We start from the raw sequence: 14,526 nt of genomic DNA, 5'->3' as shown, positions 1-14,526 counted from the left end.
GATGAGTTTTTGAGGCATTTTCGCTTCTGTGATGAGGAAGATAGCGGGCTATCTGACGAAGAACAGGAGCGAAAAGGACCAAAAAATCGCCCAAAGCACACACGAAAAACGGGATACATCAAGCTAAGAAAAACTTTTTGGAGAAATTCAAAACAGCTTCTGAATTTATCGTGTGCTGATTTTGTAGAATTTCAAAACAGTTTACTTTATTGAAAAATTAAAGCCCGTCATCCTGCCCCTTACGCTTCACATACACCCGGTGAGGAGCACGCCCCTTGATGTCGATAAGGTGCGCTTTCACCCATTTGTCCAGGTCCTGCCAAGCTTTGTATTTCAGCAGCCCCGTCAAAGTGCCATATTCCGCACGGGTGATATAGTCGTGGCTCTCCAGATACGATTGAAGCAAGGCGAGCCGCTCTTCCTCCGTATACGTGTACGAACTTTGCCGGAATTTCTTCCCCGAAGGGGCACGCAGTACCTTTCCGCCGCATTGCTTCGAGAACTGTTTCGATACGGTCACCTTCACCTTATCAAAACGGATAGACTGGGCGTGTATATCCCCTTTATCGTACACTTCCGCATCTGCCTTGAGCGTGGCAGAAACCGTGCCGATGTTCCCTATCTGCACGCGGTACCCCTCCGAAAGGAGCTGCTTGGTCCAGTTTTCTATTTCTTCCATCACGGCAAGGATATTCCCTTTGGTCAATCCGGAATGGGAGGCAATTTTTTCAGTAAGTTCATCGAAAGAAACAGTCTTGTAAGGACGCAGCTTAGGATAAAGGTGCGATCCGCTTTCATCGTTTCCTTTTGGCGGCACAGGCAAGAAATCATAAAGGGCACTCATGGCAATGTGTTTTTAAAAGGTTAATAATCGGTTTTCAGTTGTCTCCATTTTACGGTTTCCATATCGAAACCGTACGTTCTTGATATGGAAACCGTACGTTCTCCAATTGGAAACCGTACGTTCTTGATATCAAAACCGTAAAAGGAAGCTATCTGCAAAGATAATATAGCCCAGAAGCGAAGTCAAGTGTTTGGGGGATTTATTTGAAAAAGATTCGGATATAAATTCTTTACCCATCAAATATAAAAGAATATCGTTTGATTTATTCGTGAGTATTACTTACTTTTGTGGTAGTAAGCAAAACCTTTTGGAGCAAACTGATTCTCACGGCTCCTACCAGTATAGCTATCGCTTTTCGATACAGTTATAAAGACGTTGGACGATAAATGAGTCGTAAGTTTGACGAACTAAAAAAGATAAGATACAAATGAAACCGATCTCATCGGATGTTTTTTAAAGTTTTTGGGTATGGAAAAGAATAAACTACAGACCGATATGATAACCGAGAATTTTGTTTCCGATATCCGGGCGATTATCGAACAAGGGCAAAGACAGGCATACGCTGCAGTCGGACAAATAGCTGTTATCACTTATTGAAACATCGGACGCCGTATAGTGGAAGAAGAACAGCATGGAGCTGCCCGTGCTCAATATGGCACCAAGCTGATTAAAACAATTGCAGATCGGTTGTCCATCGAATTTGGAGCAAACTACAGTGAACGGCGATTGCGGGATTATCGACAGTTTTACTTGAGTTTTGATGATTTGCCAAATTGGCACTCGCGAGTGCCAAATCTCACATGGACTCATTTCCGCCGCATTATGGCAGTACCTCATCCTGATGCCAGAAGGTGGTATGCGGAGGAAGCCTCACGGGAAATGTGGAGCATCCGTACGCTTGACAGGAACATTGGTACGCAATATTACGGAAGACTATGTGCGGCAAAAAGGGAAGGTGAACAATTGCCGAAGGCAGAAAATATCCACGTGGACGACCCCAAAGAATATATAAAGAATCCGATGGTGGCATTTATAATTTCACTGATGAAGTTTGAATTTCAATCCGATTTTTGCAACTTTGTAGAAAATTCGGTCGATATGGGAAAAGATAAGATAACCACCGATTCTGGCAAACAAATAGAAGCGACCGCTCCGGTAATCATTTCCGCCAGCCGCTCTACGGATATACCTGCCTTTTATGCCAAATGGTTCTTTAACCGCTTGGCTAAAGGGTATTGTGTATGGTATAATCCGTTCAACCGGAAGCCGATGTATGTCTCTTTCAGGCATTGTAAAGTAGTGGTGTTCTGGACGAAGAATCCAGAACCTATCTTACCTTATTTATATCAGTTGGATGAACGAGGGATTCATTACTATTTTCAGGTGACGTTGAACGACTATGTACGCGAAGGTTTCGAATCGAATGTGCCCAGTGTGGAGAAACGGATTGAAACGTTCCGCAAATTGTCGGAGCAGATTGGACATGAACGGGTGATATGGCGGTTTGACCCGTTGGTTATCACGCCTGACATAACCCCACGCATATTGCTGAACCGGATATGGAAGATAGGCAATCGGTTGAAAGGGTACACGGACAAGCTGGTATTCAGCTTTGTGGATGTAAAAGCCTATCGGAAAGTGCAGAGCAATCTGATAAAGGAAACGCATTGCTTTACGAAAGAGAATGTAGAAACCGCAGAACTGAATGAGGCGCAACGGTTGGAAATAGTGGAAGGTCTGGCAAAATTGCGCGATGTATGGAAAGCCGAAGGCTGGAACCTGACGCTTGCCACGTGTGCCGAAGAGATAGACTTGGAAGATTATGGCATTGAGCATAACCGTTGCATAGACGGGGAGTTAATGGAACGTGTGTTCGGCGAAGATAAGGAGTTGGTTTACTATCTGCATACCGGCAAGTTGCCCGAACCGGATTTATTCGGAGAGATCCCATCTATTCCTATCGAACGGAAAAATCTGAAAGACAAGGGGCAACGTAAAATATGCGGATGCATGGTGAGCAAAGACATCGGGATGTATGATACGTGCCGTCATTTTTGTGTATATTGCTATGCCAACACAAGCCGTGAATGTGTGTTGCGAAATAAAGCAAGGCATTCGGATGATAATGAAAGCTTGATAGAATAAAAACGGAGTAACTGAAAATCAACTTTTTCATTAAAGTTGTTGAAATCCAGCTACTTGACCTGTTGCGTTATGCTAAACCTTACCAATGAACTCGTTTGTTTTCAACGGGTTAGTTATAAATTTAACGATACGAGTCTGTGGTAAGAAAAACTTTCAGAAAGGTTTGCGGAACGTACATCCGTTTTTCCATTCCGAACAGCCGTATGCGGTTTTCCCTTTTAGTATTGTACCTTTTCCACATAAGGGGCATTTTGTTCCTACGATAGCATCTTCTTGCGGTAGTGTATCGGTGGCGGTATTGGGAGAAGAAACAACTTTCTTGCTTCGTTTGGTGGAAGTTGTTTTCTTCTTTTGGGGCATGTTTTTGGTAACGGTTTTGTGTATAGGTTCTTCTGCTGTTATGGTGATGCGTCGGTTTGTATTGTCACTTAACACGCTGTTGACTATTTCACTAACCATTTGTTTTAATTCGTTCAAGAACTGTTTGGCATCATAGCTGCGCCGTTCTATTTCACGCAGTTTCTTTTCCCAAATGCCGGTCAGTTCGGCAGATTTCAGTAATTCTTCGTGTATTAGTCCGATTAATTCTACACCTGTGGGAGTAGCTGTCAGGCTTTTGCGTTCCTTGCGGATGTAATGCCGTTTGAATAATGTTTCGATGATGGCTGCACGGGTGGAAGGACGTCCTATTCCGTTCTCTTTCAGGGCGTCGCGCAACTCTTCGTTATCCACTAACTTGCCTGCTGTTTCCATAGCCCGCAGCAAGGTGGCTTCGGTATAGGGTTTGGGCGGTTGTGTCCATTTTTCATTCAGCATAGGTGTATGTGGTCCGCTTTCTCCTTTGGTGAAAGCAGGCAATACGCTTTCTTCTTCCCCTTCTTTCGTATCGTCTTTCGGTTCTTTGGCAAAGATGATTCTCCAGCCTGGGTCGATGATCTGCTTGCCGCTAACCTTGAATTCAATGCCATCAGCTTCTCCTGTGACTGTGGTGGTGGAAAATTTGCAATCCGGATAAAATATGGCAATAAAGCGTCTTGCTATCAGGTCGAACACTTGTTTTTCCATATCAGTCAATCCTTTAGGTTGTACGCCTGTAGGAATGATGGCATGGTGGTCGGTCACTTTCGAATTGTCGAATACTTTTTTCGATTTAATCAGGGTCTTTCCGGATAGAGGAGCCGTGAAAGAGGTATAATCTTTTAATCCTTCTAGTATCTTGGGACATTTGGGGTAAATATCATCACTTAAGAAAGTGGTATCTACACGGGGATAGGTTGCTACTTTCTTTTCATAAAGCGATTGGATGAGCTGTAGGGTCATATCGGCAGAATAAGAAAACTTCTTGTTGCATTCTACCTGTAGTGAGGTCAAGTCGAACAGACGAGGAGGTGCTTCTGTTCCTTTTTTAAGAGCCGTGTCAGTAATTGTAAAAGGTACATTGCTGATACGTTCAAGTAGCAGTTTTCCTGTTGTTTCATCGGTGATGGGTGGAATGCCGCGATTTGTTTCTTCTTTATTGATGTTTTTTTTAGATGCTTGTGAAGTTTGGGATGCTTCTTCCGCAAGCTCTTCGTCACTTTTGCGCACGATGGCACTGAAAGTGGTATCTCGGTATACAGTCTTCAGCTCCCAGTATTGTTTCGGTACGAAGTGTTCTATCTCTTGTTGCCGGTTGACTATAAGGGCAAGGGTAGGAGTCTGTACTCTCCCGATGGAGAGCACTTGGCGGTTTTGTCCATATTTCAGTGTATACAGTCGGGTGGCATTCATTCCCAGCAGCCAGTCACCGATGGCACGGCTCAGTCCTGCTTCGTAAAGCGGCTGGAATTCAATTTGATCTTTCAGTTTGGAAAAACCTTCACGAATGGCTTCTTCAGTGAGTGAAGAAATCCACAAGCGTTTCACCGGACAGTGTGCACCGGCTTTTTGCATCACCCAGCGCTGTATGAGTTCCCCCTCTTGTCCGGCATCACCACAGTTGATAATTTCATCGGCAGCCTGCATCAGGTGTTCAATGATTTTAAATTGTTTGTGTATGCCTGGGTCTTCAATTAGTTTGATGCCGAACCGTGGTGGTATCATAGGCAGGCTGGAGAGCGACCATGATTTCCACGAAGGTGTATATTCGTGCGGTTCTTTCAGTGTACAAAGGTGACCGAATGTCCAAGTCACTTGGTATCCGTTTCCTTCGATGTATCCATCTTTGCGTTCTCTGGCTCCAAGTACATCGGCGATGTCGCGTGCTACACTTGGTTTTTCGGCTATGCAAACTATCATATATAAATTTATTTGATTGTTCTGCAAAGGTAGTCAAAAAATAGCTTTTGCGTGTCCGTGCACTGATTTTTCTTGAATCTGTTCTGTATGTATTCGTATCTATCGGATTTTTTGTTACATTTGTATGGAAATATACATACAACTTGAACAATATGTCTCAATTAGCCCCTCTTATTAGTGACCTGGCATTGATTTTGATATGTGCCGGAGTGATGACGCTTGTATTTAAAAAACTGAAGCAGCCTTTAGTATTAGGTTATATAGTTGCCGGTTTTTTATGCAGCCCGCATTTTCAGTTCACTCCTTCCGTAACCGATGAGGCAAATATACATTTATGGTCAGAGATAGGTGTGATTTTCCTGTTGTTTGCTTTGGGGCTTGAATTCAGTATGAAAAAACTGTTGAAAGTAGGAAGTTCGGCAGTTATTTCAGCCTGTACCATTATTTTGTGTATGATAGTGGTCGGTATATCAGTGGGATGGATGTTTGGATGGAAACAAATGGACTGTATCTATTTGGGAGGAATGATAGCCATGTCTTCTACTACGATTGTCTATAAGGCTTTTGATGATATGGGTTTGCGTCAGCAGCATTTTGCCGGTGTTGTATTGGGGATTCTGATTATCGAAGATATTCTTGCCATTGTATTGATGGTTATGCTTTCTACAATGGCGGTCAGTACACATTTTGAGGGAGTCGAAATGGTGTACAGTCTTGCCAAACTGGTGTTCTTTTTAGTGTTGTGGCTGGTGGTGGGACTTTATCTGATTCCATTGCTGTTGAAGCGATTGCGTAAATTGATGAGTGATGAAACGTTGCTTATTGTATCGCTTGCTTTATGTTTCGGAATGGTTTATTTTGCAGCTGCTGTAGGTTTTTCTCCTGCATTTGGTGCCTTTATTATGGGGTCAATCCTTTCGGAAACTATTGAGTCGGAGCATATCGGGCGATTGGTGGCTCCGGTTAAGGATTTGTTTGGTGCCATTTTTTTTGTATCGGTAGGCATGATGGTTAATCCTCATATGATTGTTGAATACAAATATCCGATTCTAGCCATTGTAGCAGCTGTACTGTTGGGGCAGACTCTGTTTGGAACGGCAGGTGTCTTGTTGTCGGGACAACCGTTGAAAACTGCGATACAATGTGGCTTCAGCCTGACTCAAATCGGAGAGTTTGCCTTTATCATTGCAGCCTTGGGAGTCAGTTTGGGAGTGACCGGTAATTTCCTTTATCCGATTGTGGTTGCGGTATCGGTGATTACTACTTTCCTTACTCCTTATATGATTCGGCTTGCTCTTCCTGCTTATAATCTGGTTAACAGCCATTTGCCTAAGCGTTGGAGCCTGTTGCTTGAGCGGTATTCGGCGGGAGCATCTACGGTGAATCATAAGACTAATTGGCAGAAACTGATGACGGCAGTGCTTCGGATTGTGGTTGTTTATTCTGTCCTTTCAGTTGGTGTCATTATGGTGTGTCTGCATTTGGTAGAGCCTTTTGCTACGAATATGTTGGGCGACTTATGGGGCCGGGTGTTGACAGCTGTTGTCACGATAGCAGTGCTGGCTCCATTCTTACGTGCGATGATTATGAAGAAAAACCATTCGGAAGAATTTCGTACTTTATGGGCAGACAATCGTTTCAATCATGCCTTGTTGATTTCTTTAGTTGTCTTCAGGGTTATTATAGCTGCAGGATTTATCGTGTCTGTAATCGAACGCTTGTTTCACACATCGGTGGCGTTGATGATGGGGATAGCTATCTTGCTGGTATGTGCTATGGTCTTTTCACGTTTCCTTAAAAAGCAGTCTATTGTGCTGGAGCGTACGTTTGTGATGAATTTGCGTTCGAAAGAGATGCAGCAGGAATATTTGGGCGGCAAGCGTCCGTCGTATGCCGGCAAGTTGCTTGACAGGGATTTACACTTGAGTGATTTTGTGGTGTCTCCTGATTCGGAATGGGTCGGACACACGCTGAAAGAACTGGATTTAGGGAAAAAATACGGTGTGCATGTGGCATCTATCATACGAGGCAACCGACGGTTGAATATCCCTGATGGCGCATCGCGTATTTTTCCAGAAGATACGTTACAGATTATTGGTACCGATGAACAGTTGTCGTTTTTCTCTTCAATGGCAATGAAGGCGATGCGTACCTCTGATGACGGGGAGTTTGAAAGGCATGAAATGTTGTTGAAGCAGTTTATTGTGGATAAAGATTCTCCCTTTGTCGGGAAAAATATTATTGAATGTGGTGTGCGGTCGAAATATCATTGTCTGGTAGTAGGGGTAGAGTCGTCTGGGGAGAATGTGCTTCGTGCTCCTGACGTACATTTACCTTTAAGTGAAAATGATATTGTCTGGGTGGTAGGTGAAGAAGCGAATTTGAAACGATTGTTTGCGGCAGAAGGATAAAACCATTATTTTATAATTATTAAATATAAAAAGAAGTATGAAAAGTGATCCGAAAGATTGTCTCTATTGTCAGGACAATGAGACGTTGCACAATTTGATGATTGAAATTGCTCTGCTGAGTGTTTCGCGTGTTTTCTTGTTTAAAGAACAAACTTATCGCGGACGTTGTCTGGTGGCATATAAAGATCATGTAAATGACTTGAATGAGTTGAGCGATGAAGACCGTAATGCATTTATGGCAGACGTGGTACGTGTGACCCGTGCCATGCAAAAGGCATTCCATCCTGAGAAAATCAATTATGGAGCATACAGCGACAAGTTGTCGCATTTGCATTTTCATTTGGCACCCAAATATGTAGATGGTCCGGATTATGGAGGAACTTTCCAGATGAATCCGGGAAAGGTTTACTTGTCGGATGCCGAGTATCAGGAATTGATTGAAGCCATCAAGGCAAATCTGTAACAGGCAATAGAGGCATAAAGTTTAGAGTCTTACGTGCTCTGTGCTTTATGCCTCTATGTTTTTATTCCTCATCGTCCGAATCTTCGTCATCGAAATCAAAGTCGAAGTCATCATTATATTCGGGCATAAAGAAGTCGTCCAATTCACGACGGTCTTTTTTGGTTGGTCTTCCTGTACCTTTAGCACGATTGACGAACCCGCTTATCTTACTCATTTCCAGTAATTCATATTGGTCAGGTGTCGTGACATTTTCCATAATTTCGGGAACCAGTTTGGCTCCTACGCGTTTCTCTATCGCCTGCAATACTTTGAAAGAATAGGTAACGGGCGGTTTTTTTACTTGAATGACATCTCCCGGCTTGACCATACGGGAAGGTTTTGCTTGTGCCCCGTTGATGTGTATTCTTCCTTTTTTACAAGCCTCGGCGGCGATGGTGCGGGTCTTGAATATGCGGGCAGCCCACATCCATTTGTCTATTCTTGCTTCAGGCATAGGTTGTTCTGTTTTAGTATTAAAGTATTAAAGAAGTCAGAGGGGTAAGTATAAACGGATGCTCTGCCTCCTTTTATACTTATTTATTATTAAATTGATTCATGGTGATGTTCAATCCGGCAAGACAGAAACTTTTGATGATTTCTTCCGCTGTACTGATCCGTTCGGGAAGAATTTTCCGTTCTTCTTCATCGAAATGTCCCAATACATAATCTATCTGTCCTCCTTTCGGGAAGTTATTGCCGATACCGAACCGTAGTCTTGCATAGTTTTGTGTGCCTAGTATGGCGGCTATGTGTTTCAGTCCGTTATGGCCGGCATCACTTCCTTTGCCTTTCAGGCGTAAGCTTCCTAATGGGAGTGCCAGATCATCTACTACGATGAGGACGTTTTCTAATGGAATTTTTTCTTGTTGCATCCAGTATCGGACTGCATTTCCACTCAGGTTCATGTAAGTGGATGGTTTCAGCAGAATAAGCTGCCTGCCTTTCAGCGATAGTGATGCCGTAGCTCCGTAACGTCCGTCCTTGAAAACAATATTGGACGCTTTGGCTAAAGCGTCCAATACCATAAATCCTATGTTGTGTCGGGTCTCGTGATATTCGTCACCGATATTTCCCAGACCTACAATCAAATATTTCATTGAAAGTGGATTTGTACTTTTAGTGGTTTACAGGATTATTTTGCAGCGGCAGCCTGAGCACCACGTGCGGCACGGGTCAATTTGACAGCACATACCACAGCTTCTTTGGCATTGAGGATTTCCATATTGTCGTAGTGCAATTCACCGACTTTGATGGTTTTGCCCAGTCCTAAGTTGGTAACATTGATAACCACACGTTCGGGCATATTGTTGTACAAAGCTTTCACTTTCAACTTGCGGATTTGCAGTACCAGTTTACCACCGGCTCTCACACCTTCAGCCAGACCATCCAATTGAACCGGAACTTCCATTACAATCGGATTTTCTTCGTTGATTTGATAGAAGTCAACGTGCAGGATAGCATCAGTTACGGGGTGGAACTGGATATCTTTCATGATTGCATTGTAAACCTGTCCGTCGATGTTCAAGTTTACTACATAGATATGCGGAGTGTAAACCAGTTTGCGCAAACCTTCTACCGTAACAGTGAAAGGAGTGGCAACGGGCAGACCGTTTTCGTCTTTCTTCATGCCGTACAATACGCATGGAACTTGACTGTTCTTACGCAAAGCGTGGGTAGCCTTCTTGCCTGTTTCTGTTCTTAAAGAACCTGTAATGTCAATTGATTTCATGTTTGATAAATTTTGTGTTACTCTAAATTAAGTGATATCTTTGCTTAATTCACCATCACACGATGCGTCAATGTCACAACGATGAAATTGAAAAAGCGGTGCAAAGGTAGTGATATTCTTTGATATTGCAAGCGTATGGACTATTTTTCTTGAACGAAATGTTTTCGTCTTTTATTGAAGATATACTTCAATGGGTCAAGAATATATCTTCACCTGCCCGGATAGATATTTTCATTGGCTGGTGAATATATATCCGTTGACCAAAAAGCGGGTGTACCTCTGGTTATTAAAAATCGATGTCGATTTTGATGTCTTCTGTCTTTAACGGCTCATTCAGGATTGCGTTGCCTCTGAGGTCGGTGTTTTCAGCGATGTGGCTTTCTCCTACAATCGGTCCCTGCTCACGCTCGATGTACCGGATTACTTCATGAAGCCCATCCATGAATTTTTCAATATCTTCTTTATAAAGGAATATCTTATGCTTCTCAAAGCTGACCTGCGACATTTCCCTTTCACCTGTTACGACTTTCTTGCTTTCCGTGATGGCGAGAAACATTTCACCTCTTCTGCTTTTCTTCACATCCAAATAATAGATTCTTTTCCCGGCTTTGATAGCTTTCGTAAAAACGATTTCTTTGTCTATTTCAGTCATCGTATTCTTCTTAACTTCTTCCATTGTCTGTAAAATCTAAAATTCCGATGCCAAAATTGCTGAATTTTCTGCAAAAAGCCAAGGAACTATGTCTTAAAATATCTATAAACAGAAAAAAACAGTAAAAATGCGTACTTTATTTGGAGCGTATGGATGAAAATCATTATTTTTGCACCTCATAATGTGACATAGTTATAATAATTAGTATGATTAACAGAGTTCTTATTCGTTTGAAGGTAGTTCAGATAATCTACGCTTATTATCAGAATGGCGGGAAAAATTTGGATACTGCAGAAAAGGAGTTGTTCTTCAGTTTGTCCAAGGCGTATGATCTGTACAACTATCTTTTGCTTTTGATGGTAGAAGTGACGCGGTATGCCAGCAGGCGGCTGGATGCTGCCAGGCACAAGCTTGCTCCCACGCCGGAAGACTTGAATCCTAACACAAAATTTGTAGACAACCGATTTATCGCGCAACTGGAAGTGAACAGGCAGCTGAATGAATTTGTCAATTCTCAGAAGAAAACATGGGAGAACGAGGGTGAGTTCATCAAGAGTTTGTGCGAGCAGATTATGCAAAGTGATATATATAAGGAATACATGGCAAGCGAAGTTTCTTCGTATGAAGATGACCGTGAAGTATGGCGGAAGCTGTATAAGAAGGTAATTTTCAACAATCAGGCATTGGATGAAGTGCTGGAAGACCAGAGCTTGTATTGGAACGATGACAAGGAGATTGTCGATACATTCGTGCTCAAGACCATCAAACGTTTTGCCCCCGAAAACGGGGACAAGCAGGAACTGTTGCCCGAATTCAAAGACGATGAAGACAAAGACTATGCGCGCCGTCTTTTCCGTCGTACCATTTTGAATGCCGATTATTACCGTCACCTGATTAGTGAACATTCGAAAAATTGGGACCTGAAACGGGTTGCCGCAATGGATGTGGTGATTATGCAGGTTGCACTAGCCGAGATACTGACTTTCCCCAACATTCCGGTCAATGTATCGCTGAATGAATATGTGGAGATAGCCAAATTGTATAGCACTCCCAAAAGTGGCGGCTTTATTAATGGCACACTGGATGGAATTGTTAATCAATTGAAAAAGGAAAACAAGCTGACAAAAAATTGATATATTTGTCTGCTGATATTTTATTAACCAAGAAAAGATAATTATGAATTTGTTAACTGTATTTATGGCAGCACAAGGAGGAGGCGACTACTCTTTCCTGATTATGATGGTAGCAATTTTTGCTATTATGTATTTCTTTATGATTCGTCCCCAAAACAAGAAGCAGAAGGAAATAGCAAACTTCCGCAAAAACCTGGAGGTAGGACAGTCGGTCGTTACAGCCGGAGGTATTTATGGGAAGATTAAAGAAATAGAAGACAATGCTGTTATTGTAGAAGTGGCTCCGAGTGTAAAACTGAAAGTAGACAAGAACTCTATTTACGCTGATACACAGGCTGCAAACAATAAATAAGAGACGGATCTATGTTCGATGTAAAGAACATACAGCAATATTATAGACTGGGAATACGGAAGATCAGAAAATTCTTGCTTAGCGATAAGTGCAAGGAGAGTCTGGTCTTCTTGTTTTTTGTCTTGGTCTCTTTCGCTTTTTGGATGTTGCAGACACTGGATGATGTCTATCAGACAGAATTTAAGGTGCCTTTACGCTTGAAAAACGTCCCGAAAGAAGCTGTGTTGACATCCGAACTGCCAGGCGATGTGCGGGTAAGGGTGGAAGACCGGGGGACAGTCTTGCTGAACTATATGCTGGGCAGAACCTTTTTCCCTATTTCGTTTGACTTTAACGACTATAAGGACCGGGGGGCGCATGTGCATATTTCTTCGGCAGACCTGTTGAAGAAGATTTCGGCACAATTGAACGTCTCTACCCATCTGCTTTCGGTACGTCCGGATACGCTTGATTTTATTTACACGATGGGCAAGGCGAAGAAAGTTCCTGTCAGGCTGGCAGGTGAAGTAAGTGCCGGCTTGCAGTATTATATTTCCCACATAGGTTTTTCTCCCGATTCGGTCATCGCATATGCCCCCGAAGAAGTGCTCGATACATTGACGGCTGCTTATACCGAGAAAGTGCATCTGCAAAATGTAACGGATACTTTGAACCAGCGGGTAATGTTGCAGAAGATTAAAGGAGTGAAGTTTGTTCCGGCATACGATGACCTGCTGGTGTATGTCGATATGTATTCCGAAAAAACTGTAGAGGTGCCGATTGTGGGCATTAATTTCCCTGCCGATAAGGTGCTGCGTACTTTCCCTTCGAAAGTACAGGTGACGTTTCAAGTAGGTTTGGCGCATTTCAAGGATGCCACATCAGACGACTTTTTTATTGGTGTTACTTATGAGGATATCATTCGGGCCAAGAGTGACAAACTTCCGCTGACTCTAAAGACTTCTCCCGATTATGTCAGTCATGTCCGTATTACGCCAGCTTCGGTCGATTATTTAATAGAACAGACATCGGGGGAGGAAACTGAATGGTGAAGATAGGTATTACCGGAGGAATTGGGAGCGGAAAATCGTATGTTTCCCGCTTGTTGACAGAACACTATGGAATTCCGGTCTATAATACCGATTCGGAAGCAAAACGTCTGATGCTTTCTGATGAAGGGATTCGCCGGAGGCTGACAGCATTGCTTGGAAAAGAGGTTTACAAGAGTGACGGCACACTTAATAAGCCTTTGCTGGCAAATTACCTGTTTGCCGATTCTTGTCATGCCGGGCAAATTAATGCCATTGTCCATCCGCAGGTAAAGGCTGACTTTCTGAAATGGGCGGATTTGCAAACCGGATGTGAGATTGTGGCATTAGAGTCGGCTATCCTTTTTGAGTCGGGCTTCGACAACATTGTAGATAAGGTTGTCATGGTGTATGCTCCGGTAGAACTTCGGATTCGTCGGGTCATGTTGCGTGACGGTACTACCGAAGAGAAAATACGTCAGCGGATAGTAGCTCAGATGGATGATAAAGCCAAGCAGGACCGCTCAGACTTTATCATATTCAATGACGGGAGTCGTCCGTTAAATCTTCAATTAGACGATTTGCAGGAAACTTTAGAAAAAATGATAAAAGGTAACGGATAAAGTTTGTGTATGTCGGTCGTGTATTGTATTTTTGTCCTATTAAAATAAATTATTAAACTAATTAGAAACTCGTATGTTGAAAACTATTTTGGCAATCTCGGGAAAACCGGGACTGTATAAGCTGATTTCTCAGGCTAAAAATATGTTGATTGTTGAAAATATCGCAGATAAGAAAAGAATGCCGGTCTATGCCAGTGATAAAGTGATTTCGTTGGGCGATATTGCTATGTACACCGATGCAGAAGAAGTGCCATTGGCTACTGTGCTCGAATCGGTAAAGAAAAAAGAAAATGGTGCTGAAGTGCAGTTCGATTATAAGAAAGCATCCAGTGACGAGCTGCACGGGTTTATGGCGGCAGTATTACCCAATTATGACCGTGACCGTGTTCATACCAGTGATATCAAAAAGCTGATTCAATGGTACAATCTGCTTGTGTCAAGCGGTGAAACTGATTTTGTAGAAGGTGTTCAGATGGAAACCGTAGAGACTGCTGTTGAAGAATAAACAGAGACTATTTATGCACATTTGAAGCCATAAATTGAATGAATTAAACGACAATTCCTATTTGGGGATATTCAGTAAATGTCCCTAAAACATAAAATGGCATATGGAGATGACAGACGATAATCACTCTATGTGCCATTTTTTATTGTAATTTTTCTGTGTTTCCTCACATAATAACTGTGTCTCCTGACATTACCGATATCTTCGCTTCTCAGATACAAACTTACGGCAGGCATATAAGAAGCTGTTTTGAATTTCTCCAAAAAGTTTTTCTTGGCTTGATGTGTTCGTTTTCGTGTGTGCTTTGGGCGATTTTTTGGTCCTTTCCGCTTCTGTTCTTCGTCAG

General features: G+C 42.7%; 16 protein-coding genes and 2 pseudogenes. 11 read left to right on the top strand and 7 right to left on the bottom strand.

What is annotated here, in order from left to right; genetic code table 11:
• A pseudogene (locus B5F78_RS13785) lies at window positions 1-213 on the top strand (hypothetical protein); the annotation flags it as partial.
• A 4-nt stretch (window positions 214-217) separates the two neighbouring features.
• On the opposite strand, the gene B5F78_RS13780 reads toward B5F78_RS13785, so the two are convergent.
• Window positions 218-844, bottom strand: coding sequence for an HU family DNA-binding protein (locus B5F78_RS13780; protein WP_087406985.1), 627 nt, complete (start codon window positions 842-844; stop codon window positions 218-220).
• A gap of 468 nt (window positions 845-1,312) precedes the next feature.
• On the opposite strand from B5F78_RS13780, the gene B5F78_RS17975 reads away from it, so the two are divergent.
• The 3 genes and pseudogenes from B5F78_RS17975 (at window position 1,313) to B5F78_RS13770 (ending at window position 2,989) form a co-directional block, all read left to right on the top strand.
• Window positions 1,313-1,441, top strand: a complete 129-nt coding sequence (locus B5F78_RS17975; protein WP_255376631.1) for a hypothetical protein — start codon at window positions 1,313-1,315, stop codon at window positions 1,439-1,441.
• A 3-nt stretch (window positions 1,442-1,444) separates the two neighbouring features.
• Window positions 1,445-1,765 (top strand): annotated as a pseudogene (locus tag B5F78_RS17875) (DUF1016 N-terminal domain-containing protein); the annotation flags it as partial.
• A gap of 177 nt (window positions 1,766-1,942) precedes the next feature.
• The gene (locus tag B5F78_RS13770; protein ID WP_087406986.1) at window positions 1,943-2,989 is read left to right on the top strand and encodes a DUF1848 domain-containing protein; all 1,047 of its coding nucleotides are present in this window, start codon (window positions 1,943-1,945) and stop codon (window positions 2,987-2,989) included.
• Between the two features lie 153 nt (window positions 2,990-3,142).
• Here B5F78_RS13770 and B5F78_RS13765 read toward each other — a convergent pair whose 3' ends face one another.
• Window positions 3,143-5,266, bottom strand: a complete 2,124-nt coding sequence (locus B5F78_RS13765; RefSeq protein ID WP_087406984.1) for a DNA topoisomerase 3 — start codon at window positions 5,264-5,266, stop codon at window positions 3,143-3,145.
• Window positions 5,267-5,418: 152 nt separating this feature from the next.
• Between B5F78_RS13765 and B5F78_RS13760 the strand changes: the two genes are divergently transcribed.
• Together B5F78_RS13760 and B5F78_RS13755 are read left to right on the top strand one after the other, a co-directional pair.
• Entirely contained in the window at window positions 5,419-7,677 is a 2,259-nt protein-coding gene (locus tag B5F78_RS13760; protein ID WP_087207263.1) for a cation:proton antiporter domain-containing protein, read from the top strand.
• Window positions 7,678-7,714: 37 nt separating this feature from the next.
• Entirely contained in the window at window positions 7,715-8,140 is a 426-nt protein-coding gene (locus tag B5F78_RS13755; RefSeq protein WP_087406983.1) for an HIT family protein, read from the top strand.
• Window positions 8,141-8,201: 61 nt separating this feature from the next.
• Here B5F78_RS13755 and B5F78_RS13750 read toward each other — a convergent pair whose 3' ends face one another.
• From B5F78_RS13750 to B5F78_RS13735, 4 genes are all read right to left on the bottom strand, one after another.
• Window positions 8,202-8,633 (bottom strand): RNA-binding S4 domain-containing protein, encoded by a 432-nt coding sequence (locus B5F78_RS13750; protein WP_022041255.1) that lies wholly within the window; start codon window positions 8,631-8,633, stop codon window positions 8,202-8,204.
• Window positions 8,634-8,712: 79 nt separating this feature from the next.
• Complete coding sequence (gene pth / locus B5F78_RS13745; protein ID WP_022041256.1) at window positions 8,713-9,276, bottom strand: aminoacyl-tRNA hydrolase; 564 nt, start codon at window positions 9,274-9,276, stop codon at window positions 8,713-8,715.
• 35 nt (window positions 9,277-9,311) lie between these two features.
• Window positions 9,312-9,908 carry a 50S ribosomal protein L25/general stress protein Ctc gene (locus B5F78_RS13740; protein WP_022041257.1) on the bottom strand — a complete coding sequence of 199 codons (597 nt, stop codon included), beginning with the start codon at window positions 9,906-9,908 and terminating at the stop codon, window positions 9,312-9,314.
• 286 nt (window positions 9,909-10,194) lie between these two features.
• Entirely contained in the window at window positions 10,195-10,584 is a 390-nt protein-coding gene (locus tag B5F78_RS13735) for a DUF3276 family protein (RefSeq protein WP_087250797.1), read from the bottom strand.
• Window positions 10,585-10,766: 182 nt separating this feature from the next.
• Between B5F78_RS13735 and nusB the strand changes: the two genes are divergently transcribed.
• The 5 genes from nusB (at window position 10,767) to B5F78_RS13710 (ending at window position 14,180) form a co-directional block, all read left to right on the top strand.
• The gene (gene nusB / locus B5F78_RS13730) at window positions 10,767-11,693 is read left to right on the top strand and encodes a transcription antitermination factor NusB (RefSeq protein ID WP_022041259.1); all 927 of its coding nucleotides are present in this window, start codon (window positions 10,767-10,769) and stop codon (window positions 11,691-11,693) included.
• Window positions 11,694-11,736: 43 nt separating this feature from the next.
• Window positions 11,737-12,045 carry a preprotein translocase subunit YajC gene (gene yajC / locus B5F78_RS13725; RefSeq protein WP_022041260.1) on the top strand — a complete coding sequence of 103 codons (309 nt, stop codon included), beginning with the start codon at window positions 11,737-11,739 and terminating at the stop codon, window positions 12,043-12,045.
• A gap of 11 nt (window positions 12,046-12,056) precedes the next feature.
• Complete coding sequence (locus B5F78_RS13720) at window positions 12,057-13,076, top strand: CdaR family protein (RefSeq protein WP_022041261.1); 1,020 nt, start codon at window positions 12,057-12,059, stop codon at window positions 13,074-13,076.
• Window positions 13,070-13,675 carry a dephospho-CoA kinase gene (gene coaE / locus B5F78_RS13715; protein ID WP_087207184.1) on the top strand — a complete coding sequence of 202 codons (606 nt, stop codon included), beginning with the start codon at window positions 13,070-13,072 and terminating at the stop codon, window positions 13,673-13,675. The genes B5F78_RS13720 and coaE overlap by 7 nt, the downstream gene beginning before the upstream one ends.
• Window positions 13,676-13,748: 73 nt before the next feature.
• On the top strand, window positions 13,749-14,180 hold the full coding sequence (locus tag B5F78_RS13710) for a DUF5606 family protein (RefSeq protein WP_087406982.1): 432 nt from the start codon (window positions 13,749-13,751) through the stop codon (window positions 14,178-14,180).
• A 128-nt stretch (window positions 14,181-14,308) separates the two neighbouring features.
• On the opposite strand, the gene B5F78_RS17340 is transcribed toward B5F78_RS13710, so the two are convergent.
• Window positions 14,309-14,526, bottom strand: a 218-nt coding sequence (locus tag B5F78_RS17340) for a hypothetical protein (RefSeq protein WP_162608558.1), incomplete at its 5' end; no start/stop codon positions are given.

Origin of the sequence: Bacteroides sp. An279 (assembly GCF_002159615.1) — a bacterium.
GTDB classification, from domain to species: Bacteria; Bacteroidota; Bacteroidia; order Bacteroidales; family Bacteroidaceae; genus Phocaeicola; species Phocaeicola intestinalis.
This window is presented reverse-complemented; position numbering and strand designations above follow the sequence as displayed.